The organism is Actinoplanes sp. ATCC 53533 (assembly GCF_003947245.1).
This window is the reverse complement of sequence record NZ_QHHV01000057.1, coordinates 24,425-50,788: the sequence shown is the minus strand read 5'-3', so window position 1 is coordinate 50,788 and position 26,364 is coordinate 24,425. Positions and strand designations below refer to the sequence as shown.

Genomic DNA, 26,364 nt, shown 5'->3' with positions numbered 1-26,364 from the left:
CCAAACTCTGTATGTGGCCGTGAGCTGACACTTTGAAGATCGCTTCAGGCTGCCCGGCGGTACTCGTTGATCACGCCGCCGAGGCGTTGTCGGCGTCGTATCGGGGTGTCCATGGCGATGACGACGGCCGGGTCGTGGTTCGGTGGCAACTGTTGTCGGCCTTGATGGGGGCGGTGGTTGTTGAAGTGGTCCACGTACTCGCCCACCACTGCGAGGGCGTGCCGTTCGTGGTAGATCAGCAACCGGTCGGTGCATTCGGCCCGGAGGCTGCGGCCCCAGCGTTCGATGTAGCAGTTCGCTCGCGGAGTCCGCGGCGGAATCTTGACCACCGTGATGCCTTCTGTGGTGAAGACCTCATCGAACGCGGCGGTGTACTTGCCGTCCCGATCGCGGATCAGAAACCGGAACCGGCTGGTTCGTTCGTCGAGATCCATGATCATGTCGCGGACCTGCTGGACGACCCAGGCGTGGTCCGGGTTGGCGGTGACCCCGAGCAGGTGGACCCGGCGGGTGGCCACCTCCATCACCACCAGGACGTAGAGCCGCTTGAGCAGGATCGTGTCAACGTGGAAGAAATCGATCGCCAGCAGGCCGTGCGCTTGCGCGCGCAGGAACGTCCGCCAACTGGTGTCCAGTTCACGGGGTGCCGGGCCGAGCCGCCGGGTGGACAGGATGCGCCGGATCGTGCCCGCGTCGACCCGATGGCCCAGCCTCAGCAGCTCACCCTGGACGCGCCGATGCCCCCACCGCGGATTCTCCCGGGCGAGGCGCCGGACAAGGTCGCGGACCTCGTCGCTGACCGACGGCCGACCGGCCTTACGTGGGTGGGTCCAGTGGCGGCGCAGCAGCCGCCGGGGCCGGCCGTTCAGCTGCCGGCGCAGCACCGCCACCTCATGGCGCAGGGCGAGGACCTCCGCCAGCAGAGCGGTGTCGCTTCGGAGCAGCAGCCCCCGAGCGCCAACCAGCCGGATCATCATCAGGTACACCAGTCGAACCAACATACTGATGATCCTCGACGCGAGCCGGGAAATCCCCAGCTCACCGTATGTGCGACGAGTTCTGGCACGGTACAGGGCCTGGCCACCGCCGATCACGACGACGTCTACGGAACTCATCTCGATGCCCGGCACCCGCAGAAGCGGCTCGGCACCAACCGGATCGTCTTCTACGGCAGGTCGGCTGATGATCGAGCTGTACGATTGCGCTCGTGCACGGGGCGCCTTACTGTTTCGCCGGATTCGAGCTTCACACCCTTCTCTTCGAGCTGCGGCGCGTTGGTAAGCGGATACCGCTCGAGCCCCGAGCGTTCAGCGTCCTCCTCCACCTGATCACGAACCGTCATCGGGTGGTGCCCAAAGAGGAGCTCCTCGACGTGGTGTGGGGTGATCGCTTCGTCAGCGAGGCCGCGGTCACCACGGCGCTGCGTTCGGTCCGGGTGGCGATCGGTGACACTGGCAAGGAACAGCGCCTGATCCGGACCGTACACCGCCGGGGCTATCAGTTCGTCGGCACGGTCGAGCAGTCGGCGGGTGGGCTGGTGGCGGAGCGTGACCTACCCTTGCCGGAACGGCTGGCGATGTCGACGGGGCTGGGGTTCGCCGGCAGGGAGCATGAACGCACGGTGCTCAAACACCTCTGGAAGCAGATGGTCGCATCGCAGCAGCGTCGCTTCGCGCTGGTCAGTGGGGAAGCGGGGATCGGGAAGACGACATTGTGCTCGGTGTTCGCGGCCTCGGCGCACCGGGATGCCGTGGTGGTGTACGGGCGCTGCGACGAGGAACTGTCCGTCCCTTATCAGCCCTGGCGCGAGGTGCTGACGAGTCTCGACCGCCACTTGCCCGACGTCGTCGCCGGCCATCACGTGGCAATCGCGCCGCTGATGGGTGTCGCCGGCGCGGCAGACCTGGACTCGGACTCGGCGCGCTTCGCGCTCTACAGCTCGGTCGTCGACGTTCTCGACGCCGTTGCGGCACAGGGAAAGCCCGCGCTCGTGGTGCTCGACGATCTGCATTGGGCGGACGTGCAGACGCTCGCCCTGCTGCGCCATCTCGTCGAGCGGGCGGTGGCCACGCCGGTTCTGGTGATCGCGACGTTCCGGGACTCTGACATCGACGCGTCACATCCGCTGACCGGATTGCTGTCCGCGACCCATCGGGAGTCGGGCACCACCCGGTTGGCGCTGGACGGACTCGACGACAGCGAGTTGCTCAGCCTCCTGGAGGGGGTCGCGGGTCACGCGATGGACCGCGATGGGCTTATGTTGCGGGACCTGCTGCGGGCCGAAACGGAAGGCAACCCGTTCTTCGTCACCGAGATCCTGCGCCATCTCGGGGAGACCGGAGCCATCAGTCAACGCGCCGATGGTCGCTGGGCGGCCCCGACCCGGCTGGGGAGCCGCGGGCTGCCGGTCAGCGTGCGTGAAGTCGTCAACAGCCGCATCCAGCGCCTTGGACCCGGAACCCGCAAGGTTCTCGATACGGCTTCGGTCGTCGGCCGTGACTTCGAGCTCGACCTGCTCGCCGAGTTGCTCGGTGAAGACCCTGTCCAAACGTTCGGGCGCCTCGAGCCCGCCGTGGCCAACGCGCTCGTCATCGATGCCGGTGGGCGGTTCGCGTTCACGCATGCCATCGTTGCCCACGCCCTGTACGCGGAGCTGAGCCCGACGGTGCGCGCGTTTGGCCATCAGGCCGTCGCCGTGGCGCTGGAGCGACGATGCGGTGACGATGTGGGCGAACGCGCCAGCGAGATCGCCCACCACTGGATCCACGCCATCACCCCGCACAACCGCGGAAAGGCCGCGCAGTACGCCCGGTCGGCGGGCGACTATGCGCTGTCCCACCTGGCGCCCGACGAAGCCGTCACCTGGTACGGCAAGGCCCTCGACTTCCTTCCCGACGGCGGCCCGGCACAGCGCTGCGAAATTCTGGTCGGCCTCGGGACTGCCCAACGCCAGGCCGGCGACCCGGCACATCGCGAAACGCTCCTCGGCGCCGGCCGGCTCGCCATCGCGCTGCGCCACGACGACCTGCTCGTCCGGGCGGCGCTGGCCAACAACCGCGGCGACGTCAGCAGGTTCGGGTCTATCGACCACGAGCGGGTCGAGATCCTGCGCCGGGCGATAGGGGTGCGACCCGGCGGACCCGACGGTGCTCTCCTGCACTCGATTCTCGCCATCGAGCTGCACGGCGCGCCCGATGAACAGGTCGAACCAGTGGCCGCACGGGCTATGGCGCTCGCCCGTGGGGCCGGCGAGGCCCGCATCATCGCGGAGGTGGTGAGCCTGGCCCAGAGCGCACTGCGCACCCCCGACGTCCTCCGTCAGCGGGCGCAGTTGCTGCCCGAAGGTCTCGCCGCCGCGGAATCGACCGGCGACGCGCGGCTACGCGGCATACTCGCGATGTCCCAGCACGAGATCGAACTCCAGCTCGGCGATCGCGACGCCATGGATCGGGAGAGACTGATCTTGGAATCCTTCGCCAGGGCCAGCCCGGAGCCGTTCGTTCGCTGGACTACCTCCCAAACCCAGTCGATGCACCTGTTTCTGGATGGCGACCTGGAAGGGGCCGAGTCCATCGCCCAGGCCGGCTTCGAACTCGGTGTCGCCACCGGACAACCGGAGGCATTCTTCGGCTACGCCGGCCAGATCTTTCAGATCCGCCGAGCCCAGGACCGCCTCGCCGAGACGGCCGAAGCCCTCGAGCAGGTCCTTCAGGAGAACCCGGAGCTGCAGGTTTTCCGTGCCGGCCTCGCCAGCGTGTGGTGCGAACTCGGCCGGGAAGCGGAGGCCCGTGCGCTCGCCGACGCTATCGACGTCTCAGCCGGCGGCGCACCCCAGTTCTGGTCGACGGCCCTGATGTTGTGGGCCGAGGTCTGCCACACGCTTGCCCTGCCCGAGCCCGCCTCCCGGATCTTGCCGATGCTCAGCCGATGGCGAGAGCAGATCGCCAGCACCGGCGCCACCACCGAGGGCTCCATCGTCTACGGACTGGGCCGCACGCTCGCAACCCTCGGCCGTACGCAGGAGGCGGCCGCCGCCTACGAGCTCGCCCTCACCGTCAACCATCGTCTGCGGGCGCCTCTGTTCGTCGCCCGCACCCACCTCGCCTACGCTCAGGCACTCTCCGGAGCCGAGCCCGGTCGAGCACGCGCCATGGCGGCCGATGCACAGAAGATCGCAGAGCAGTTCGGCTTCGCAATGGTCCAGCGGCACGTCACCCGGCTCCTCGAACAACTCCCCTGACGCCGGATCCTCGGGTCAGTAGTGCCGACCGGCCCAGTAGCGCACCGCCAGCGGCGCCTACGCGAGGCGATTTCAGGTGGTCATGCCCGTCGGGATGGATGGGGGCTGGTCACCGGACTCCAGGCGCGCGATTGCAGACTGGGTCATGCCGACACGGCGAGCCAGCGCCGATGGGGTCAGCCCGTTTCGGTGCGGTAACGGACGATGCTGAGAACGACGTCGCGGGCGAAGGCTGTGCGGTCCCACTCTGCGCGGAACTGAGGGTCGTCGCGGTAGTCCTCTTCCACGACCTGGGAGGCGTTCTTCAGCTCAGACAGCATCATCACTCTTCACCCCTTCACTGCGTCGAGGCGCTCCTCGGCTGTCGTGATCGCCCGCCTGAATCCTCGCTGGTTGACTTCGGCCTCCGGACCGATCGCACCGATGACGAACACGTCCCCGATCCGCCGATAGAAGGCCCGGTACTACAGCCGCGTGGTTAGGCGCCGCAGGTGGTCCGGCGTCACATGTGCAGCCGGTAGAACCGGAAGGTGATCTCCGCTGGTGAGGGCAGGATCTCGATCTCGCTGAACCCTGCCTCGAGGGCGTACCGGCGCAGTGTCTCCGGCCGCATGACGGTTCCGGTGCCGGCGCTGTCCTTGTGGGCCATGCCGTCGACCAGGCAGGTCGTGATCGAGAAGCCGTAGAGCACTCGCTCCCAAGGCCCGGCCGGCGCGGTGAACCGTTCCTCGGTGAGCTCGTCCATCACGACGACGAACCCGTCGTCGGCTACCGCGCCGCGCACGGTCCGGAGGAAGCCGACCGGGTCGGAGAGGTCGTGCACGCACTCGAACGCGAACACCGCGTCGTACGGTGTCCCGTCGCCGAGCGGCCGGGCAGCGACGTCCTGCAGCGTGAACGTCACGCGGTCGGCGGCGTCCGAGCCGACGGCGTGCCGGCGGGCGGCGTCGACGGACGTCGCGTCGACGTCATAGCCGTCCACCGTGACGTGGGGGTAGCCCGTCGCGATACCGATCGAGGACCATCCCTCGCCGCACCCCACGTCCGCGACCCGGGCGCCGGACCGTAGGCGCGCGTCGAGGTCGGCGACGCCGGGGAGCACCTGCTGCGCGAGGGCGTGGAGGAACAGCGGCCGGTTGATCGCGGACTGGCCCTCGCGGGCGTTGTTGCCCAGCCGCTGCCAGCTCACGCCGGCGCCGGTGCGGTACGCCTCAAGGATGTCGTCGAGGTGGAGGCCGCTGGCCGCGACCATCCGGGCCAGGGGGGCGAGGTGGGCGAGGCTGTCGCCGTCGAGGAGCACCTCGGCGTGCGCGGCCGGTAGCCGGAACCGTCGCTCCTGCGGTGCGTCGGCTGCGTCGTCGACGGTCAGGTAGCCGTTGGCGGCTTGGTGCTCCAGCCACTCCCGGGCGTAGCGCTCCGCGGTGCCGGTGGCGTGGGCCAGTTCGGTCGAGATGAGCGGGCCCCGCTCGTGCAGCGCGCGGTACCATCCCAGCTGGTCGCCGAAGTAGACGGCGTACATCTCCATCGTGCCGAGGGTGGCGGCGAGCAGCCGCTCGGCGAAAGCTTCGGCAGGTAGGCCGGGGGTCGGGGTGGCCAGCAGGTCGGAGTGGCGGCTGGCCGGCTCGAGCGTTGTGGTCATCGTGAACTCCTTCGTTGTCGATCACACCACCCCGGCGATTTCGATCGCAGGGCTTTTGTTGCCGGCTCGCATTCCCTCACCGGCCGGTCGCGTCGCGCACCTCCCGCGCGGCCACCCGGTCTTCTCACAGGCGACGTCCAGCAGGATGCCGTCGGACAGCCGCAGCCTCGGGGCCGACGTGGGCCCTCTGTGCAGAACCGTTGCCGCCGTTGATGTTTCACGCCGCTGCAGGCTCTCGACTTTGCCGGCTTTGCGTCGGCAGCGGGTCCTGTTCGGTACCTGGCCTAGGGTCGCTCATCGACCGGCCTCGTGATGCGGTTGCTCACCCGGTGATGTGGTGGTGAGTCGCCAGGGTCAGGCGCGGGCCTCGATGACGAGGTTGGTCATCGTCGACGCGGCGACCTGCGCGGACGTGAAGCCGGCGTCGCGGAACGCGTGGGTGAGACGGACTGGGCCGGCTTGGGCGCCGAACGCCGCGCCGCCGTCGGAGATGCTGTGTGGGACGCACAGCGCCGAGCTGCCGACGTAGAACACGGGAGCGATCGGGTTGGCCAGATTCGCCTCGAGCGTGTCCTCGGCATAGGGCTCGATTGCCACGACCCGGCCACCGGGTGCCAGTACGCTCCGGGCATGCGCGAGGGCGCCGACGGGGTCGCCGAAGTCGTGAACCGCGTCGAAGAACAGGACGAGGTCGTACACGCCGTCATACGACGTCGCGTCACCGACGAGGAACTCCACGCGGTCGGAGACTCCGGCCTCCGCCGCCGCAGCGACAGCCTGCCGGATCGAGTCCTGGTGGTAGTCGAAGCCGACGAATGTGGAGTTCGGGAAGGCCTCCGCCAGGAGGATGGTCGGGACGCCCAGACCGCAGCCGACGTCGAGGACACGGATGCCGGTCTCGAGCTGCTCGATCAATCCGTCCACCGCGGAGAACCACTCGCTGAGCATCGAGTTGCGGTACATCGTTCCGTAGAAGCGAGCGACGGCGGTGAACAAGCGGGGGTCGTGCTCGTGCCAGCCGAGCCCTTCGCCGGTCGTGTAGACGTTCGCGAGCTTGTCGCTGTCGGCCCACACCGCGGCGATGAGCTCGAAGCCGGACATGAGCGCGGTGGGGCTCTCCTCCTCGGCGAGGCAGGAGGCCGCCTCGGGCGAGAAGGTGAACGTGTTCCCGGCGGCGTCATAGGTCACGTAGCCGTTGGCGGCCTGGGCGGCCAGCCACTCCTGCAGGTATCGCGGAGCGACGCCGGCGTGCTCGGCGAGCTGGGCCACGGTGGTCGTGCCGAGCGTCGCGAGTGATCGCCAGATCCCCAGCCGGTCGCCGAGGTAGACCAGGATCGCGTTGTACGCTGCCGCCTGGTCGCCGGCGACCTTGCCGGCGAACTGCTCAAGCCGGCCGGAGTCCAGGACGGGTGCGTCGAGCTGTGCAGTCATGATGCGTTGTTGCCCTTCGTCGGGGCGCCCGGTTGCGCTGTTGACGAGTGTGGAGGAGGCCGATCCCACGGCCCTGTCCTTGCGGTGACAGCGTCGTGACAGCTGTCGCGGGGATCCTCGTGACCATGGAACATTTGGGAACGGTCCTGATGGTTTGGGCTCATCCGGACGACGAGACCTATCTGGCCGGCGGGCTGTCGGCGGCGCTGACGGCGGCCGGTCACCGTGTCGTGTGCGTGACGGCTACCCGCGGCGCTGCCGGCGGTGATGCTGACGTGCGCTGCACCGAGTTGGAGGCCGCCCTGGCAGTGCTCGGAGTGACCGAGCACCACTGGCTGGAGTACGACGACGGCGCCTGCGCCTCGGTGGACCCGGCCGAGGCCGCAAACCGGCTGGGCCGTCTGCTCGACGACGTGCGGCCCGACACGGTGGTCACCTTCGGCCCGGACGGGTTCACGGGGCACCCCGACCACCGGGCGGTGAACGGGTGGACCGACCTGGCCATCCTCGGCGCCCGCGAGACACCGTTGCTGCTGCATCCGGTCGCACGGCCGGAGCCGCTCGACGCGGACCTGGACGAGAATTTCAACGTCTTCGAACTCGGTCGTCCACGGGTGTGTGCTGACGATGAGCTCGCGCTGCTGCTTGAGCTTGACGACGAGCTTCTGGATCGCAAGGTCGAGGCACTGCTTCGCCAGTGGTCACAGACCGGCGGCCTCGTTGAGGCGGTGGGGCTGGATCGCTTCCGCACCTGGGTGTCACAGGAGGCCTACGCCGCGCCGCTGCGAACCGCGTGACTTCGCGTCCGCGCTGCGGCACAGTGCGGGAATGGACCGATCCCGGCTCCCGTTGCGCGTTGACCTCCTCGGTCCGCTGGCCGTCATTGTCGAGGGCCGGACCGTCGACGTCCCCGGCAGTCGGCGGCGAGCCCTGCTGGCGCTGCTCGCTCTCGAAGCCGGGCGGACGGTGGGGGTCCAGCGGCTGATCGAAGCGTTGTGGCCTGACGACCCGCCCGACAACGCGGTGCAGGCGCTCTACAACCACATCTCTCGTGTGCGCGGTCACCTCGGTCTGTTGGCAGGGCGGCTGGAACGGCGGGCCAACGGCTACCGCCTCCACCTGGAGCCGTGGGAGCTCGATGTCGATGCCGTACACCGCCTGGCTCCCGACGACCCTGGGGCGGCGCTGTCGCTGTGGCGCGGGCCCGCCTTGGAAGAGTTCCGCTCGCTGCCCGAGCTGGCGAGGGAATCGGTCCGGCTCGGCGGGCTGGAGCTGGAGCTGATCGACGAGTTCCTGGAGCGACGCCTGGCCACAGGTGAGCATGTCGCCGTGGACGCCGCCGCCGCGGCAATGGCCGCGCCGCTGCGTGAGCGGACTACGCTCCTGCAGATCCGGGCGCTGGCGGCCGAGGGCCGCGCAGCGGAGGCGATGGCGGCGGCCCAGGCGTTCCGCCGCCGGCTGGTCCACCAGACGGGGCTGGACCCGACGCCGGCACTGGCCGAGTTGGAGAAGCGGGTCGCGGCCGGCTCCCTCGGGCGCCTCGCGGTCGCCGCGCGTGTCGCCAGACCGAGCGGTCCGATGGTTGGTCGACAGCACGAGCGCGAGGAGGTGCTTCGACTGCTCGCCGATCACGCGGTGGTGATCCTCACTGGCGCGGGCGGGGTTGGCAAGACCCGGTTGGGGCTCGACATCGCGTCCGACGTCGATGAGGCGGTGGTCGTACCGCTGGCCGTGGTCGACCGGGCCGAGCACGTCTGCCAAGCGGTGGCGTCCGCGCTCGGGCTACGGATGACCGGCGAGGTCCACCCGGCCCACATTGCGACCGCGCTGGCGGACCGGTCGCTGTTCCTTGTGCTGGACAACTGTGAACACGTCGCCGCCGCCTGTCGCGATCTGGTGGTTGCCGTCCGCCGCTCGTCGCCGGGCGTGCGCGTGCTGGCCACCTCGCGCGTGACGCTGCAGGTGCCTGGGGAGTACGTCGTGCGGCTGCAGACACTCCCGGTTCCTCGCGATGCGACCGACCTCGACGCGTTGCGTCGCATGCCGAGCGTGCGCGCCTTCGTGGAGCACGCTCGCCGGCGCCGGCCGTCCTATGAGCTGGCTGCCGAGGAAGCGGCCGATCTTGTCGAGATCCTGCAACGCCTCGACGGTCTGCCCCTCGGCATAGAGCTGGCAGCCAGACAGGTGGGACTGATGCCGATGCGCGATGTGCTCACCCGCCTGGACCGGGCCCTCGACCTCGCGACCGGGCTCGAGGGCCCGGAGGCCCAGCGACAGCGGACCTTGCGGGCGACGATCGCGTCGTCATATCGCCTGCTCACACCCGACCAGCAGGCCCTCCTGCGCGCGATCGCGCCCTTCGCCGGCGGGGTGGACGTCGCCACCGTCGAAGCATTGAGCGTCGGGCTGCCCGACGACCCCCTGGACCTGTTGCACCGGCTCGTGGACGCGTCGCTGCTGGTCGCGGACGCGGTCGCGGGTCGCTTCCGGCTGCTGTTCACAGTCCGTGCATTCCTTCACGACGAGATCGATCTCCTCGCCGAGCGCGACGAAGCGTCCGCGCGGTTCGTGTCCCGGTGCCGCGTCGTCGCCGAGGAGATCGGCACCCGGATGTCAGGGGCCGAGGAGGCGCGCGTCGATCGGAGGCTGCGGGCCGAGCTCGACAATCTGCGCGCCGCGCGCGGCCTCGCGTCCTTCGACGACCGGGTGGCGATCACGCTCGGCGTGAACCAGGCGTCCACGTGGCGCGATCTACCCGAAATCTGGTCCTGGGCGGCGGAGCTCGCCGCCGACTCGACGATCGTCGGTCATCCAGCTCGCCCGGCCGTACTCGCCGCTGCGGCGGAAGCCGCGCGTCTCACCGGCGAGTTGGACGAGGCCGAACGGCTCGCCCGCGAGGCGATCGACACGGGCGACGAGATCCGCGGTTGCAGCGTGCTCGGGGTTGTCGCGCACTTTCGTGGTGACTTCGGCACGGCTCGCGAGTACTGGCTGCGCGCCGCCGTGACACCCAGCCCCGACGAGGCGACGTTCGTCGGCTCCGCCGCGCTCGCCGCGGCGTACGACGGTGACCGTGCATCGGCCCGTCTGCTGCTGGACCGGGCGCGGGTGACCTCTCGATGCGGATCGCACCGCGCCTTCGTCGCCTACGTCGAGGGTGAGCTGCTGCCACCGACGCAGGCGATCGCGTGCTACTCGGCCGCCATCCGAGAGGCCGTCTCGGTGGGCTGCAGCTTCGTCGAGGGGGTGGCCCGGGTGTCCCTGGCGTCGGCACAGGCACGGACCGGGGACGCGGCGGGTGCGGCCGACGGCTTCGCGTACCTCATTGAGTTCTGGCGGCGCACCGGGCAGATGACTCAGCTATGGACCACCGCCCGCAACGCGGCCGAGCTGCTCGCCTCGGCCGGCCGCCCGTCAACCGCGGCCCTGCTGCTGGTCGTTGCCGACGCCATCCCCGCGGCTGCCGCCGTCAGCCCGGAGATCGCCCGATACAGCACACGATCGTTTGTGCGTGTGGAGGAGATCATTGACGAGGACGAGCTGCAGCATGTGCGCAACGAAGCGGCGCAGCTGGGCGGGCCGGCGGTGCTCGACCGCGCGGTGACCGAACTCGGTGAGTTAGCGTCCCGACACTCGCCGGTCACCTGATTCCGACACGCGCGGGCGGCGAGCGGAGCGGCGGGATGGAGGCCAGACCCATTCTGGTCGCCCGCCCATGTTCGGCCCATCGGTCCACATCGAGCCTTGAGCATATGACCTGCTCTGCCATCGGTGGAGCACCGCGACCGGATTGTGTCCAAGAAGGACGTTGTTCAAAGGGTGGCGCGTGTCGCTGCGGGCGCCGGTTCTCCTGATGCCGGAACGGTCTTCTGCTGGGAGGGGCAGGTCGTACGGGTCAGGCGGTCAGGGGTAGCTGGCCGAGGCAGCCTCCGATACCCGGCCGACCGGACGGTCCTGGGGTCCGTCGCCCTTTTCCGCCGCCCTGGGCCGTCCAACTCGGGTCTCCGCCGGCAGCAGGGAGTGAGCCGGCCCGCGGCGCCTGGCCCGGAAGATCCGGATCTCGATACTTCCTCAGGGAATCCTCAGACTTCGACCAAGCGGTGGCCTCACGAGTGGACGAGTGTTCGTACGGTCCCGGCCCGCTACCGGTCCGGGCCGAATCGGAGGATGGATCGAGCATGAGCACGCACAGCGGCGACACCGCGATCGTCATGGGAGACAGCACGGCCGGACCTGAGAATCGCCCGATGACCGATGGGGGAAGACCCGGGACGTTTTGTGAGGCGTTTCAGCGGACCGCGGCCGTGGCTCCGGACGCGGTGGCGCTGCGCACCATCGGGGGCACCCGAGCGCTGACGTGGCGCCAGTACGCGGATGAGGTTCGTGCGGTCGCCGCGGGGTTGAGCGCGCTGGGGGTCGGCCGGGGCGACACGGTCGCGCTGATGATGGCCAACCGGGTGGAGTTCTATCCGCTGGAGGTCGGGGCGCAGCATCTCGGGGCCACGTCGTTCTCGGTCTACAACACCCTCGCGGCCGAGCAGTTGGCTCATGTGCTGGCCAACGCCGGCGCGAAGGTGGTGATGTGCGAGCAGCAGTACGTCGAACTGATCCGGCGATCCGGGGCCGCCGTCGAGTTCGTGGTGTGCGTCGACGGCGCACCCGAGGGCGCCATGACTGTGGCGGAGCTGGTCGGCGGCGGCTCGCCGGACTTCGACTTCGACGCGACGTGGCGGGCCGTGAAGCCGGATGACGTGTTGACGCTGATCTACACCTCGGGCACGACCGGCGAACCCAAGGGCGTCGAGATGACCCACGAGAACCTGCTGTTCGAGGTGTACGCCGTCGCCGACGTGCTGCCGGTGGAGTTCGGCGACCGGACCACCTCTTTTCTGCCGAGCGCGCACATCGCCGACCGGGTGGCGGCGCTGTATTTCCACGAGACGATGGGCACGCAGATCACCGTGGTCCCCGACGCCCGGCAGATCGCCGCGGCGCTGGCCGACTGCCGGCCCACGATCTGGGCCTCCGTGCCCCGGGTGTGGGAGAAACTCAAGGCGGGCATCCTCGCGGCCGTGGCGGCCGAGCCGGACGAGACCAGGCGGCAAGGGCTGCAGTGGGCGCTGGGCGTCGCGGCACGCAAGGCCGAAGCCGACATGTCCGGATCACTGTTGCCTACGGAGGTGGCCGCCGAGTACGCCAAGGCCGACGCGGTGGTCCTGTCCCCGCTGCGCGCCAAGCTGGGGTTGGATCAGTTGCGGTGGGCGGTTTCCGGTGCGGCACCGATCCCGAAGGAGGTCCTGGCCTTCTTCAGCGGGCTGGGTGTCCCGATCTGCGAGGTCTGGGGGATGTCGGAGCTGAGCTGTGTCGCCACGGTGGTGTCGCCGGCCGAGCACCGGCTGGGCACAGTGGGCAGGCTGCTGCCCGGGATGGAGGGCAGGATCGCCGAGGACGGTGAGTTCCTGGTGCGCGGGCCGCTGGTGATGAAGGGCTACCGCGGGGAACCGGCGAAGACCGCCGAGGCGATCGACGGCCACGGCTGGCTGTACACCGGCGATGTGATGACCGTGGACGGCGACGGCTACCTCACCGTCGTCGACCGGAAGAAGGAGCTCATCATCAACGCGGCCGGCAAGAACATGTCGCCGGCACACATCGAGAACGTTATGAAGGCCGCATGCCCCCTGATCGGTGGCATCGCCGTCGTCGGGGACGGGCGGTCGTACAACACCGCGTTGGTCGTGCTGGACGCCGACGCCGCGGCTGTCTACGCCGCCCGGCACGGGCTCGCGGATGCCTCGGCGGCGGTCCTCGCCGCCGTGGCGGACGTGGTTCGCCGGGTAAGGGTGGGGGTCGCCGACGGCAACGCCAGACTGTCTCGGTCCGAGCAGATTAAGCGGTTCCGGCTCCTGCCGGTCTTCTGGGAGCCGGGCGGGGACGAGCTCACGCTGACCTCGAAGCTGCGCCGCAAGCCGATCGCGCAGAAGTACGCCGCCGAGATCGGCGCGCTGTACGCCGACGCGCTGACAGCGGGCGTACTCGAACCCGAGGCGGCCTTCAAACCAGCGTTGGCCTCGGCCACGTTCTAGCCCGTGGCAGGCCGGGTGTGTGAGTCGGAAGGCGGGCGAGGATGAGCAGGCGTGAGGGCACGAGTGCGATCGTCGTGGGCGCGGGCATGGCGGGTCTGCTGACCGCCCGGGTCTTGAGCGACCACGTCGACCGGGTACGGATCCTGGAGCGGGACCGCCTGCCCGAGGACGCGGTCGCGCGTAGCGGTGTCCCGCAGGGACGCCACGCCCATGTCCTGCTGGCCGCCGGTCAGCGGTTGCTGGACGGCTGGTTCCCGGGCCTCGCGGACGAACTGGTGGCAGGTGGCGCGGTCACCCTGGACGCCGGCCAGCTGGTGTGGCACCAGAGCGGTGGTCACCGGGTACCGTCCGATCTCGGCTGCCGTGTCTTGTCTATGAGCCGGCCTCTGCTCGAGTGCACCATCCGTAGGCGGCTGCTGCGGCAGCGGCCCAACGTGACGGTTACCGACGAAACGGCGGTGGACAGGCTGATCCTTGAGGACAGCCGGGTGGTCGGTGTTCAGGTCGACGGCGTGCGGCACGGGGCCGACCTGGTGGTCGCGTGCTCCGGCCGGCACACCCGTTTCCTGGAGCAACTGGCCGAGCTGGGTTTCCCGGCACCACCGGTATCGGCTGTCCGCATCGATGTGGCCTGCGGAACATGCGTGGTGCCGCGGCGGCCGGACGACCTCACCGGCGCCCTCACCGTCGTGGTCGACGACCCGGCCCACCACCATCGGATCGGCATGATGGTGCCGGCGGAGGGCGACCGGTGGATCATCACCCTCGGATCCTTCCACGACGACGTGTCCCCGACTGAGCCGGCGGCGTACGAGAGCTTCGCCCGGTCCCTGCCGTCGCCGCTGATCGCCGACGTCCTGGCCCGGAGCGAGGCACCGACACCGGTGCTGACCCACCGCATGCCCACCAGCCAGCGCCGCCACGTCGAACGACTGACGCAGACCCCGGCGGGGTTCCTCGTGCTCGGTGATGCCATCTGCAGCTTCAACCCCCTCGAGGCGCAGGGGATGTCGTCGGCCGCCCTACAGGCTCAGGCACTCGACCGGGCCGTCACGCGTCACGGCCCTACCTCACCGAGACTGGCCCGTGCCTTCTACCGGCGGGCCGCCAAGGTGGTCGACGTGCCGTGGAAGATCGCAGCCCGGGCCGCCTTCGCCGATCCTCGCGCCAGCGGACCCAAACCGGCCGGTACCGACCTGTTCAACCGCTACCTCGACATGGTGTTCCGGGCCTGCCACACCTCGGGTGCAGTGGCCCACCAGACGCGGCGGGTGCAGAACCTGCTTGCCCGGCCCGAAACGCTGATGACCCCGGCCATGATCCTTCGGGTTCTGCTGGCCGCCCGCCGCTCCCCGGCCGTGGTGGCCAACCGCCCGGCCGAGTGACCCACCCGAGGCCGGGCCTGGGTGGGTCATTCGGCCAGGAAGGCGTCGATGTGGGACAGGAACTCGGCCCAGGCCGGTTCGGTCGCGGTGAGCAGGTGATTGCGGCTGTCGAGCAGGACCAGCCGGCTGTCCGCGATCAGGGCGGCCAACTCGCTGGCCTGGGCTGCCGGGACCCGTGCGTCGTCGCGGGAGTGCAGGATCAGCGTCGGGCACTGCACCCGGTGGGCGATGTCGGACACGTCGATCCGGGCGAACTCCTCCAGGAACCGGACGCCGTTGGCAGGAGAGGTCGTCCGCCGCTGAAACGCGGTGAAGTCCTGCCAATCCTGCGGTGTGCCGTCGGGCAGGAACTGAGAGGCGAAGACCTGGAGAAAACGGGGATCTTGATTGCCCCACCCCACCCGGGCCAACTCCAGATCGACAGCGGCCGCGTCACGCTCGGCGTCGTCGCGGGCCCGGACCTGCCGGCCCCGGGCGTACGCTCCGGCGAGGATCAACCGGCTGACCCGCTCAGGGCGCCGCGCGGCGTACGCCACCGCCACCGCGCCGCCTTGCGAGACACCGAGTAGGGGGAATCGGTCGAGTCCGAGCGCCTCGACCATGGTTTCCAGGTCGTCGACCCAGTCGTCGAAGGTGAAGCTGGGCACCTCCCAGTCCGACAGGCCGCACCCCCGCTCGTCGTAGCGGATCAGTTCGCGGTCGCGGGCGAGGCCGTTGAGCCAATGCGACCACACCGGGGTGGTCCACTCCAGGTCGAGATGGGTCATCCAGTTCGCCGCCTTGAGCAGTGGCGGGCCGGTACCGACGGTGGCGTAGGCGATGCGGGTGCCGTCGGCGGCCTGACAGAACCGGATCACCTGACGGCCCGCGCCGATCGGTACCGCTGCCGCGTCGACGCCGGGACCGCGCCCGGGGCGGGCCGCATGGGCGGGCCGGGTCACCGAGGCCGGGGCCACGAATTGGTAGCCCCGCCGGTGCACGGTTCGGATCAGCTGTTGACGCTCGCCGGTGTCCCCGATCGCGAGGCGAGCGGTCCGCAACGCCGTGGTGAGCGCGGCTTCACTGACGAAACGGTCACCCCACACCGTGTCGAGCAGCTCGTCTTTTCCCACGACCCGATCCCGGTGCGCCACCAGGTGACACAGCAGATCAAAAGCCCGCGGTTCCACATGGACCGGCTCACCGCCCCGGCGCAGCCGATGACCAGCAACGTCCAACTCGTACTCGCCGAAGCGGAACGCCTCACCAGCCACCGACGCAGCCTACTGATCTTGCCCCGCCGGGCTCAACCGCGGCGGGGACCCTCCTCTGCCAGGAAGGCATACATTTCGTCCAGGAACCGGGGCCACGCCGGCTCGTCAGCGGTGAGAAGGTGGTTACGGCCGTCGAGCAGGACCAGTTGGCTGTCCGGGATGAGCTCGGCCAGTTCGATCGCCTCCGAGACGGGAATGCGGGGGTCGTCGCGGGAGTGCACGATCAGCGTCGGGCAGGACACCCGGCGGGCGAGGTCCGTGACGTCGAAGCGGGACTGCTCCTCCAGGAACCGGGCCCCGTTGGCAGCTGAGGCCGTCAGGTGTTGATAGCTGGTGAATTCGTCCCATCGATGCGGCGCGTCGCCGGCGAAGAACTGGGCGCCGAAGAACCGAAGGTAGCTGCGGTTCTGTTCGTTCCACCCGGCCAGGGTGAGCTTCATGTCAAGGTCCGCTTCGGCGCGCTCGGCGGCGGTGGTCGCCCGGGCGAGCCGGCCGCGGGCGAAGGCCGCGCACAACACCAGCCGGCTGACCCGCTCGGGCCGGCGCGCGGCGTACGCCACCGCCAGCGGACCTCCCTGAGAGACGCCGAGCAGCGGGAAACGACCGAGCCCTGCCGCGTCGGCCACGGCGTCCAGGTCATCCATCCACTCGTCCAGGGTGAAACCCGACGCTGAGTCGGACAGCCCGGAGCCCCGCTCGTCATAACGGATCAGTCGCCGGCCGCGGGTCAGGCCTTCGAACCAGTGGGTGAACAGGGTCGTGGTTCGTTCCAGGTCGATCCGGCTCAACCAGTTGGCGGTCTTGACCAGGGGTGGCCCGGTGCCGGTGGCGGCCCAGGCGATGCGCGTGCCGTCCGCCGTCCGGCAGAACCGGATGATGTCGCGGGACCCGGCGGCCGTGTCGGCCGCCACTGTGGTGATCGGTGCGGCGGTCGTGTCCGCCACTGCGGCGGCAGCGGATCCGGTCGGCGACTCGGTCGTCGGGGCTACGAACTGGTAACCACGCCCGTGTACGGTGCGGATGAAACCTTGCTGGCGGCCGGTGTCGCCGATCGCCAGGCGGACCGTGCGCAACCCGGTGGTCAGAGCAGCCTCGGTGACGAACCCGCCGTCCCAGACCGTATCCAGTAGTTCCTTTTTGGATACAACTCGGTCGCGGTGCTCCACCAGGTAGCAGAGCAGGGCAAAAGCCCGGGGCTCGATGCGGATCGGCCGCCGGTCGTGGCAGAGCTCGCCGAGGCCTGGGTCCAGGTCAAACCCTCCGAAGCGATACGTCACCGAGCCCATCGCCGCAGCGTATCGACTCCGGATCTCGGAGTCGTCAATAGAAGTAGGTCCGGTGCGGTCGGGTTTCTGACGGCAGGCCGCCGAGCAGGGTCCGTGAGGACCTTTTCTGAGTTCCTCAGCAATCCCTCAGATCTTCCCCAAGTCTGGGGCGTGCCGGGCCCGGAAGCTATGGCCGGGTCTGACATCACGGCCCCGTCTGCCGAGGGAAAGGTCACCGCACGTGAGAACGGGCCAGGGCTCCGTTGCCGAGGACGCCGGCGCGATGAAGGGCAAACGGCAGGTGCGGTTCCAGAACACCGCAGGCGGATGTGCGGGTGAGTGGCGCGGGGCGAGCACGGCCGAGCAGGCCTACGCGGCGTTGGTCGCCCGGCACCAGGAGCCGATCCGGGCCTACGTGCAACGGCTAACCGGAAATCGGAGCACGGCCGAGGACGTGGTGCAGGAGACGCTGTTGCGGGCCTGGCGAAATGTGGAGTCGTTGACCGGTCGTGATAGTTCGGTCCGCGGATGGCTGTTCAGGGTTGCGCACAACATCGCGGTCGATCTGATGCGCAGACGGCGGATGGTGTATTTCGCCGGCGATGATGTCTGGGACAGCCTGCTACGCCCGGTCCCGGACCACGCCGACGCGGCGATCGCCAACGCCACGCTGGTACCCGCCTTGCGTCGGCTGACGGCCGAGCACCGCGATGTGCTCTTCGAGCTCTACTACCGGCGCAGCAGCGTTGCCGAGGCCGCCGAGGCCATCGGCATCCCACCCGGCACCGTGAAGTCGCGTGCCTACTACGCCGTACGCGTGTTGCGTGCCGACCTGGTGCCGAGGACTGCGGCAGCCCTCTGACATGACGGACCGACAGGAGATCGGGATGACCGCTGTATCCCAGCGACCGATATCGACCACCTTCCACTCCACCCGGGTCGCGCGCGTCGTGACCTCGGCTTTCCTGCTTGTCAACGTCGTCATAGTCCATGTGATGTTCTTCCTGGCCGGGCCGCCGGCGCACAACGCGCTCGGTGCGATCGGTCGTCTTCTCGGGCTGTATCTGGCCTTCGTGATGACGGTGCAGCTGCTGCTGATCGCCCGGCTGCCGTTGCTGGATCGCGGTTTCGGCATGGACCACCTCACGGTCTGGCACCGGTGGACCGGGTTCGCGATCTTCTGGCTGGCGGTGCTGCACCCGGTCGTGGTGTTGCTGGGCTTCGCCCGCTACGACAAGGTCTCGTTCCTGCGCGAGACGGTCGTCTTCTCCCAGCAGATGCCGGTCCTGCTGGGGATGATCGCCGTCGCCCTGATCATCGTCGTGGTCGCGGTCTCGGTGCAGGCCGCCCGTAAACGCCTGCCGTACGAGGTCTGGCACACTATCCATCTGCTGCTCTACGCGGTGGTCCTGCTCGCCGTGATCCACCAGGTGTACGAGGGCACCGCGTTCACCGCCAACGCACTGACCCAGATCTACTGGTGGGGGCTGTGGGCCTTCGCCATCGGTGCCCTGCTCACCGGCCGGTTGTTCCTCCCGCTGGTCCGTAACGCCCGGCACCGGCTGCAGGTCGCCGCGGTGGTCCCCGAACCGGATAACGCGGTCTCGGTGCACATCACCGGCCGGAACCTGCACCTGCTGCCCGCCCGCGCCGGGCAGTTCTTCCTGTGGCGCTTCCCCGGCCACAACCCGTGGTGGCAGGTCAACCCGTTCTCCCTGTCCGCCGCCCCGGACGGCCGCTCCCTGCGGCTGACCGCCAAAGGTGTCGGCACCACCAGTGCGGGACTACGCGCGCTCCGGGCCGGCACCCGAGTTTTCGCCGAAGGCCCGTACGGTGCCCTCACCGCGTCGCAACGCGTCCGGCAGGCGACCCTGCTGATCGCCGGCGGGATCGGTATCACCCCTATCCGTGCCCTGCTGGAAGACCCGGACCTGACCGACGTCGTCATCCTCTACCGCGTCCGGGACGCCGCCAACGCCGTCCTGGGCGGCGAGTTGCGCAACCTCGCTCAGGCCCGCGGCGCCCGGCTGCACCTGCTGACCGGCCGCACCGGACCGGACAACAACCCGTTCGCTCCGGAAAGCCTCGCCAGGCTCGTGCCCGACATCACCGAGCGCGACGTCTTCATCTGCGGGCCGCCACCGCTCACCGTGGCCGTGCTGGACACCCTGCGCCGGCTTGGAGTCCCGAAGCGCCAGGTCCACGCGGAGCTCTTCCGCCTCGCCGGCGGGTGACCACCCCTCTGCGCGCATCAGGACAGCGGCACCCCCTTCCGGTACCAGCCATGAACTGCCAGGACGACGAGGACGAAAGGAAACCGCACGGGTGACTGTGGTGGTGGGTGTGGACGGTGCCGGGCGAACTCGCCGGCTCGGCGAGGTCGCTGCGGCCTCCGGCCGACCGGTCCTCCCGGTTGCCGCCACGTCCGTCGACGAGCTGGGCACGCTCCTGGTCCGCGCCCGCACCGACGGCGCGATCGTCGTGGTCGACGACGCACACCGACTGCCTGCGGAAGCGCTGCTGATGCTGGCCGCCGCTGCCCGCACCGGGGTGTCGATGGCGATCACCCGCCGCCCCACGATCAACAGGCCGGAATTGGCCGACCTCGACGAGGCGGTCGCCGCGGTGGGGACGGTCGAGCACCTCGGCCCGCTCGCCCACGACACCCTTTCCGCGATGGTCACCGCCGTGCTCGGCCGGCCGGCGACGGCCGAGCACGTGGCCGCCGTCCACACCGCCTCGGCCGGCCTGGCCGCCCTGGCCGAGGCGGTGGCCGCAGCCCCCGACGGCACGCCGCCCGCACTGGTCGCCCGGCTGCAACGCCGGCTCGCCGGACCCGGTCGCGACACCGCGGACCTGGCCATGATTCTCGCGCTCGGACTGGAACTCGATGACGAGGTCGTCTGCGCGGCCGCCGGGCTGGGCCCGGCGCAGGCGGCGGCGGCGACACGCTCGCTGCGTGACCAGGGACTGCTGGTGCCCGACGGCGAACAGATGATCCCGGCGGCCGCCCGCGCGATCCTCGCCGACCTGTCACCGCCGGAACGCCGACGGCTGCATGAGACTGTGGCGACGGCCCTGCTGGCCACCGGCGCGGACCCGGTTCAGGCCGCCGAGCAGCTGCGCGCGGCCCGCGCCCGTACCCCCACGGCGGCCGGCGTCTACCGGCAGGCCGCCGACCGACTCCGCTTCGCCTCGCCCGACCGCGCCCTGTTCTGGTACGCCGAGGCCCTCGACGCCGGCGCCGCCCCGGCCGCCGTGGCCGCCGGGAGGGCCGAGGCTGCCATCCTGCTCGGACTGCCCGTGGATCTGGACGCCGCAACCGCGTGCCCGGCCGACGCCGCCCGGCTGATGGTGGTCGCCGGTGCCGCCGCCGCCCACGACGGCCGAGCCAGCCGCGCCGCTGAGGCGCTGCTGAGCGCCAACCACCCCGGTCCGGTCCTGGCCGTTCCGGCACTGATGGCGACCGGTCAGCCGGGACGGGCGCGGTCAGCGGCGACCGGTGCGGGCCAACTGCCGTTGCGCCTGCTCGCCGAGGCGGCGTTGATGATCGGCCGCCCCACGATCGCCCTGCCGCTGCTGATCGAGGCGGCGGAAGCCTACGAACAGGCCCCGCCGGCGGTCCCCGTCCCTGATCTGCCACACGCGCTTGGTGCGTTGGTCGCGGTGACCGCCGGCGACACCGCGTCCGCAGAGCGTCTCCTGGAGCGGGCGTTGAGCGCCGGGCTCGGTGGGCCGGTCGCACAGAGTCGGCACCGCATGCTCTTGGCCTGGGCCCGGTTGCGGGCCGGCCGATACGACACCGCTCTGGCCGAACTCGATCGCCTTTCCGGAACGGCCCTACCGGGCCGGGAACGTTTGGCGTTCGCATGTCTCACCGCCGGGATCGCCCGGCGCCGGGGCGATATCGCTCAGCTCCGCGCGGCGTGGGCGTACGCCGAGCCGGTCCTTGCCCGGCGCGCGGTGGACCTGGTGCACCTGGAGATGATGGAGGAGATCCTGGTCGCAGCCGCGCGGCTACGCCAGCACCGGCGAATCACACCGATCCTCGACGACCTTGAGGCGCTCATCGACCGGCTCGGCCGGCCGGCCGACTGGGCGGTGTCGCTCGGCTGGATCCGGTTGCAGATAGCCATCGTCGGCGAGGACCAGAGGGCCTCGGCCGTCGCCGCGAGCCACCTCGGCAGCCTCGATCCGGAGGGCGCCCGGCAGCAGGCCCAGTGCCGTGCCGCCACCCGCTGGGCCACCGCACTCACCGGCGAAGTACGCCCGGACGCCGTGCTGGCCGACGCCGCCGAACTCGACGCGGTCGGCCTGCCATGGGAATCATCCCGGCTGCTCGGACACGCCGCGATCCGGACCAGCGATCCGTCGACCGCACGCCGTCTGTTGGAACGTGCCCGGGAGATGTCCTACGTGGACCTCGTTTCGGACGAGTCAGCCCAGGACGCAGCACGAGGCGGCTTGTCCGACCGGGAAGTGGCGGTGGCTCGGCTGATCCTGGCGGGCCGCACACACCGAGAAATCGGATCGCAGCTCTACGTGTCACCGAAGACGGTGGAACACCACGCCGCCCGGATCCGCGCCAAACTCGGCGCCGGCAGCCGAGCAGAGATGATCGCCGCACTGCGCAGCCATCTTCCTACCGAACCGTAAGCCTGCCATCCCGACCGACCACCGATCGCCGATCCCCGTCGCCTGGAATGGGGATAGCCCCGATGCGGAGCATCAGCAGCAACACGCAAGCTTTTACGTGTCCGGCCGTTGAGGCCAACCAATAACAAAGCAGGAGAAACAATGTCCACTGTAGAAGTGACCCCACTGATCATCGAGAACATCCGGACACTGTTCGAGAAGATCTTCAGCAACGAAGCAGAAACCGCGAAATTCCTCGCCGACCCGGCCGGATCCTTCGCCGCCAACGACATCGACCCCGCGACGCTCGCCGCGGTCGATGTCAACCAGATCGTCAACGAGGCCGCCTTCGGCAGCAGCGAGAGCCCTGGCGGCTTCGGCGGCGGCGGTGGCGGCGGTGGCTTCAGCGGTGGCAGTGGTGGCGGTGGCTTCAGCGGTGGCGGTGGTGGCGGCGGGGGTTTCAGCGGCGGTGGTGGCGGCGCTGCGGCCTCGGGGCCGGCCGTGCAGACCGTGCAACAGGTCAGCAACGTCGCACAGACTTTCACGACCCAGAACTTCGTGGACAACTCCCGAACCTTCACCGACAACTCCACCGACATCGACAACTCGGTGGACCTGGACGTGGACGGCGCGGTCCTCGGTGACATCGACATCGACTCCACGAACCTCAACCAGACCGGCGACGGCAACGTCGCCAGCACCGGTGACGGTGACGTCAACGCCGCTACCGGCGACGGTGCGGTGGCCCAGCAGGGCGATGGGGACCAGGTCGCCGCGACCGGAGGCTCGGTGGCCGCGGGGGACGATGCGTTCGCGGCCACCGGCGACAATTCGTCGGTGGAGTTCGTCGACGGAGACAAGGTCACCGCAGGCGACGGCTCGGTGGTCGGCACCGGCACCGGTGACGTGCTCGGCGCGACCGGAGACGGCGCGTTCCTCGGCACCTCGGAGAACGGCGACGTGGTGGGTAACACCGGCGACAACGCGGTGACCGCGGGCGATGACATCGACGGTGTCGTCAACACCGGCACCAACTCGGGCATCCAGGCCGACGGCGACGTCGACAAGGCGATCCTGGGCGACAACTTCGGCATCGTCGGCGATGACGTGGACAAGGCCGTCGTCGGGGACAACAACCAGGCCGCTCAGCTCGACATCGACACCAGCGGCGGCGCGGGCGGCACCGCGGGCGGCACCGGCGGTGCCGGGGGCACCGGCGGTGCGGCCTCCGCCGACGGCGCCAGCGGCGGCGACGGCGCGGCCGGTGTCGGTGTCGGCGCCGGTGTCGGGGTCGGGCTGCGGGGTAAAGGCAGCGGCAGCGGCGAGGGCGACGGCGACGGCGGTGACGGCGGGGCCGGCGGGGCCGGCGGCACCGCGAGCGGCGGGAGCGCGGCAGGTGGCGACGGCGTCGGCGGCAACGCCGGTGGTGGGGCTGGTGGCGCCCTGGGCCCGATCAACTTCAACTTCGGTGGGGGCAGCCAGCAGAACGTCAACGCCAACGATGTGCAGGACTCGTCGCTGTCCGCCGGCGGTGACGCGTCAACGGCGCAGGACTCGTTCAACGACAAGTCGACCAACGACTCGTTCAACGACCAGTCCACTGACGACTCGTTCAACAACGACGACTCGCTCAACAATGACGTGGACGCGTTCAGCAACAACGACACCAGCATCGAAGACTCGGGCGACAACGCCGAGCCGGACCCGGGCCTCGGCGCCTGAGCCGAGGCTCGGACAGAGCTTCGCGAATATCGTACGGCGAGCCGGATGACGACATCGTGGCGTGGGGGGTTCGCGAACCCCCCACGCCATGCTCGTGCTCGGGCCGATCGACCGACCGGCTTCGGTCCGCCGTACCCCAATGGGACGGGGAGGAACGACGTTGACCACAACCACCGCAACATCTGACGCCGACGGCACGCTGCAACAGGCGACCCGGATCGTCGAGCTCGCCCAACGCGCCTGCGAGGCCTACGACCGGGCGGACCTCGCCGGCCGGCTCGCCGTCGTCCGCGCCACCCTAGCCGACCCGGTCGTGCACATCGTCGTCGTTGGCGAATTCAAACAGGGCAAGAGTTCCCTGGTGAACGGGCTGGTCGGGCACGACATCTGCCCGGTGAACGACGATGTCGCCACCGCCCTGCCGACCTACATCCGCTACGGTAAGGAGCCGTCCGCTCAGCTACTCCTCGATGAGGTCCCGCCCCGACGTGAGCCGGTGCCGATCGACCGGATCCGGGAGTTCGTCCTGGACAAGGGCACCGAAGGCACAGCGGCCGGTATCACCGGGGTAGAGGTCCGGTTGCCGCGTCAACTGCTCTCCAGCGGCCTCGTCATCGTCGACACCCCCGGGGTCGGCGGCCTCGGCTCGGTGCACTCGGCCGCCAGCCTGACTGCGGCCTCCATGGCCGACGCACTGTTGTTCGTCACCGATGCGGCCCAAGAACTCACCCACAGCGAAGTGCTGTTCCTGCGCCAAGCCCGCGAGGTGTGCGCCACAGCAGTATGCGTCCTCACCAAAACCGACTTCTATCCGCACTGGCGCAAGATCCGTGACCTCGACGCGGGACACCTACGCGGCGAGGGCGACATGCCGATCATTGCCGTCTCCTCCGAAATCCGGCGGCGTGCCGTCGCCGACGGCGACAAGCAACTCAACGCCGAGTCCGGGTTCCCCGACCTGGTCAAATTCGTCGCCCAGCGGGTGTCCGGCGGGGCAGCCACCCGGGCCGCCGCCCAGGCGGGCGCGCAGGTCATCGGGGTCTGCGAGCAGATCGAAAGCCAGTTCGAGGCGGAACAGGCCGCGCTCGCGGACCCTGCCGCCGCGGCAAAGGTGATGGACGACCTCGCCGAGGTGAAGCGGCGAGTCGAGGCGCTCAAGACCGCCGCGGCGAAGTGGCAGCAGACCCTCAGCGACGGCATCGCCGATCTCAGCTCCGACATCGACCACGACCTACGCGGCAGGTTCCGCCGGCTGATCGAGGAAGCCGACGCACAGATCGAGGAAAGTGACCCCGCCGACGTCTGGGACGAGACAGAACGGTGGCTGCAGGCCCGGATCTCCGAAGAGCTGCTGGCCAACTACATGATGCTCCGGGACCGGTCCATCAGTCTCAGCGACGACGTGGCCACCCACTTCCAGGAGGCCGCCGGGCAGGCCCTTCGCCAGGTGGCGGTCACCGACCCGGTGTCGTTGGCCGGCGCCGCCCAGGTCGACCACAAGATCGAACTGGCGAAGATGAAAGTCGGGAAACAGGCGATGGTCGCACTCAAGAGCGCCTACGGCGGCGCGCTGATGTTCACCATGCTCGGCACGCTGGCCGGCGTCGCCCTCGGTCCGATCGGTGTCGGGATCGGTCTGGTGATGGGCCGCAAGGGCCTGCGCGAGGAGAAGAAGCGGCAACGGACGAACCGGCAGAGCCAGGCCCGCAACGCTATCCGGCGCTACTGCGACGAGGTCAGCTTCGTGATGACCAAGGACTCCCGGGACACCCTGCGCCGGATCCAGCGTCAGCTGCGCGATCACTACAGCGGCCTGGCCGACGAACTGTCCCAGTCCAACACCAGAGCGCTCAGCGCCGCGGCGGAGGCGGCGCAGCGCACCAAGTCCGAGCGCGAGAGCCGCCTGCACGATCTGACCGCCGAACTCGACCGGCTGCGGCAGCTGCGAGAACACGCGACGGCGATGGTTTCCTGACCCGGCCGGACTCATGCAACGAACTCGTATGGGCTTCCGCCGCGGGTGGGCTCAGATGTCGTCGATGTCGTCGATCTCCGGCGCCTCATCGGAAACCGAGAGCACCACCCACGGATCAGCGCCCGGATCCGGCTCCTCGTCCAGCACCGCCGGATCGTCCAGCGCCGACGGCTGCCGCGCATCGGCATACCCGGCCGGCGGTGTCACGGCATCGAGTGCCACATCATCGGCCGGTTCCGTCCGATCGTGGTCGGCGCCGTGACCGAACGCCGTGTCCGGTAGGTCCGACCAGGGCCCCGCTGGGGCGTCCGTGCTGGCCGAGCCCTCCTCATCCAGCAGATCCGCCGCGCCGACGTCGCCGGTGTCGGCCGGCGGATCGATCTCCGGAATCTCCAGGACCGAACCCCCGTCCGGTTCCGCTGCGCGAGCAGCGGCGAGCAGGTCGGGCAGCCGTCCAATATCGCCCGCCGTGGTGTCGCCGTGGGCGATCGGACCGTGTGCCATGACGAACGGTGCCAGCTGCTCGGCGATCTCGGCCGGGGCGGTGTGGGCGAAGCTGACCACGGCCTCGGCCAGAAGGTCCTGCGGCAGGTCCGGATAGCCACCGGCGTGCAGGGCTGCGGCGAGATCGTCCGAGGTCCCGGCCTCGCCGGTCAACCCCGTGATGATCTCGTGGAGGGATCGGGCCGGTGCCATGTCGCTACGGTAGGAAAAGCGCCATAGGTGTCGACAG

At 69.8% G+C, this 26,364-nt stretch carries 18 protein-coding genes; 10 read left to right on the top strand and 8 right to left on the bottom strand.

Annotation, left to right across the window (positions count from 1 at the left end; translation table 11 throughout):
• Positions 1–44 precede the first annotated feature (44 nt).
• Entirely contained in the window at positions 45–1,001 is a 957-nt protein-coding gene (locus DMB66_RS19510) for an integrase core domain-containing protein (RefSeq protein WP_125805529.1), read from the bottom strand.
• Positions 1,002–1,207: 206 nt separating this feature from the next.
• On the opposite strand from DMB66_RS19510, the gene DMB66_RS19505 reads away from it, so the two are divergent.
• The gene (locus DMB66_RS19505; protein WP_125805528.1) at positions 1,208–4,240 is read left to right on the top strand and encodes an AAA family ATPase; all 3,033 of its coding nucleotides are present in this window, start codon (positions 1,208–1,210) and stop codon (positions 4,238–4,240) included.
• A 72-nt stretch (positions 4,241–4,312) separates the two neighbouring features.
• On the opposite strand, the gene DMB66_RS65940 is transcribed toward DMB66_RS19505, so the two are convergent.
• The 4 genes from DMB66_RS65940 to DMB66_RS19490 all read right to left on the bottom strand — a co-directional run bounded on the left by DMB66_RS65940 (position 4,313) and on the right by DMB66_RS19490 (position 7,310).
• A complete protein-coding gene (locus DMB66_RS65940) occupies positions 4,313–4,486 on the bottom strand; it encodes a helix-turn-helix transcriptional regulator (RefSeq protein ID WP_125805527.1) in 174 nt (57 codons plus the stop codon).
• Complete coding sequence (locus tag DMB66_RS62635) at positions 4,417–4,563, bottom strand: hypothetical protein (RefSeq protein WP_199752507.1); 147 nt, start codon at positions 4,561–4,563, stop codon at positions 4,417–4,419. Before DMB66_RS62635 ends, DMB66_RS65940 begins: the two co-directional genes overlap by 70 nt.
• Before the next feature lie 179 nt (positions 4,564–4,742).
• Positions 4,743–5,879, bottom strand: a complete 1,137-nt coding sequence (locus DMB66_RS19495) for a bifunctional 2-polyprenyl-6-hydroxyphenol methylase/3-demethylubiquinol 3-O-methyltransferase UbiG (protein WP_125805526.1) — start codon at positions 5,877–5,879, stop codon at positions 4,743–4,745.
• A gap of 354 nt (positions 5,880–6,233) precedes the next feature.
• Complete coding sequence (locus tag DMB66_RS19490) at positions 6,234–7,310, bottom strand: class I SAM-dependent methyltransferase (protein WP_125805525.1); 1,077 nt, start codon at positions 7,308–7,310, stop codon at positions 6,234–6,236.
• A 125-nt stretch (positions 7,311–7,435) separates the two neighbouring features.
• Here DMB66_RS19490 and DMB66_RS63835 point away from each other — a divergent pair, with 125 nt between their 5' ends.
• From DMB66_RS63835 to DMB66_RS19470, 4 genes are all read left to right on the top strand, one after another.
• Positions 7,436–8,107, top strand: a complete 672-nt coding sequence (locus DMB66_RS63835; protein WP_125805524.1) for a PIG-L family deacetylase — start codon at positions 7,436–7,438, stop codon at positions 8,105–8,107.
• 31 nt (positions 8,108–8,138) lie between these two features.
• Complete coding sequence (locus DMB66_RS19480) at positions 8,139–10,958, top strand: BTAD domain-containing putative transcriptional regulator (RefSeq protein ID WP_255440853.1); 2,820 nt, start codon at positions 8,139–8,141, stop codon at positions 10,956–10,958.
• 530 nt (positions 10,959–11,488) lie between these two features.
• A complete protein-coding gene (gene fadD11, locus DMB66_RS19475) occupies positions 11,489–13,396 on the top strand; it encodes a fatty acid--CoA ligase FadD11 (RefSeq protein WP_370318761.1) in 1,908 nt (635 codons plus the stop codon).
• Positions 13,397–13,437: 41 nt separating this feature from the next.
• Positions 13,438–14,781 carry an NAD(P)/FAD-dependent oxidoreductase gene (locus DMB66_RS19470; protein WP_125805522.1) on the top strand — a complete coding sequence of 448 codons (1,344 nt, stop codon included), beginning with the start codon at positions 13,438–13,440 and terminating at the stop codon, positions 14,779–14,781.
• A gap of 26 nt (positions 14,782–14,807) precedes the next feature.
• Here the strand turns inward: DMB66_RS19470 and DMB66_RS19465 are convergent, their stop codons facing one another.
• On the bottom strand, positions 14,808–16,034 hold the full coding sequence (locus DMB66_RS19465; RefSeq protein ID WP_125805521.1) for an alpha/beta fold hydrolase: 1,227 nt from the start codon (positions 16,032–16,034) through the stop codon (positions 14,808–14,810).
• 32 nt (positions 16,035–16,066) lie between these two features.
• Positions 16,067–17,320: an alpha/beta fold hydrolase gene (locus DMB66_RS19460; RefSeq protein WP_125805520.1), complete on the bottom strand. Its 1,254-nt coding sequence runs from the start codon at positions 17,318–17,320 to the stop codon at positions 16,067–16,069.
• Between the two features lie 220 nt (positions 17,321–17,540).
• Here DMB66_RS19460 and DMB66_RS19455 point away from each other — a divergent pair, with 220 nt between their 5' ends.
• The 5 genes from DMB66_RS19455 to DMB66_RS19430 all read left to right on the top strand — a co-directional run bounded on the left by DMB66_RS19455 (position 17,541) and on the right by DMB66_RS19430 (position 25,631).
• Positions 17,541–18,161: a sigma-70 family RNA polymerase sigma factor gene (locus DMB66_RS19455; protein ID WP_233624703.1), complete on the top strand. Its 621-nt coding sequence runs from the start codon at positions 17,541–17,543 to the stop codon at positions 18,159–18,161.
• Between the two features lie 25 nt (positions 18,162–18,186).
• The gene (locus DMB66_RS19450) at positions 18,187–19,533 is read left to right on the top strand and encodes a ferric reductase-like transmembrane domain-containing protein (RefSeq protein ID WP_125805519.1); all 1,347 of its coding nucleotides are present in this window, start codon (positions 18,187–18,189) and stop codon (positions 19,531–19,533) included.
• 91 nt (positions 19,534–19,624) lie between these two features.
• Positions 19,625–21,955 carry a LuxR family transcriptional regulator gene (locus DMB66_RS19445; RefSeq protein ID WP_233624702.1) on the top strand — a complete coding sequence of 777 codons (2,331 nt, stop codon included), beginning with the start codon at positions 19,625–19,627 and terminating at the stop codon, positions 21,953–21,955.
• A 141-nt stretch (positions 21,956–22,096) separates the two neighbouring features.
• Complete coding sequence (locus DMB66_RS19435) at positions 22,097–23,656, top strand: hypothetical protein (protein ID WP_199752506.1); 1,560 nt, start codon at positions 22,097–22,099, stop codon at positions 23,654–23,656.
• A 160-nt stretch (positions 23,657–23,816) separates the two neighbouring features.
• Positions 23,817–25,631 (top strand): dynamin family protein, encoded by a 1,815-nt coding sequence (locus tag DMB66_RS19430; RefSeq protein WP_125805517.1) that lies wholly within the window; start codon positions 23,817–23,819, stop codon positions 25,629–25,631.
• A 51-nt stretch (positions 25,632–25,682) separates the two neighbouring features.
• Here the strand turns inward: DMB66_RS19430 and DMB66_RS19425 are convergent, their stop codons facing one another.
• Positions 25,683–26,327 carry a hypothetical protein gene (locus DMB66_RS19425; RefSeq protein ID WP_125805516.1) on the bottom strand — a complete coding sequence of 215 codons (645 nt, stop codon included), beginning with the start codon at positions 26,325–26,327 and terminating at the stop codon, positions 25,683–25,685.
• Positions 26,328–26,364: the final 37 nt, after the last annotated feature.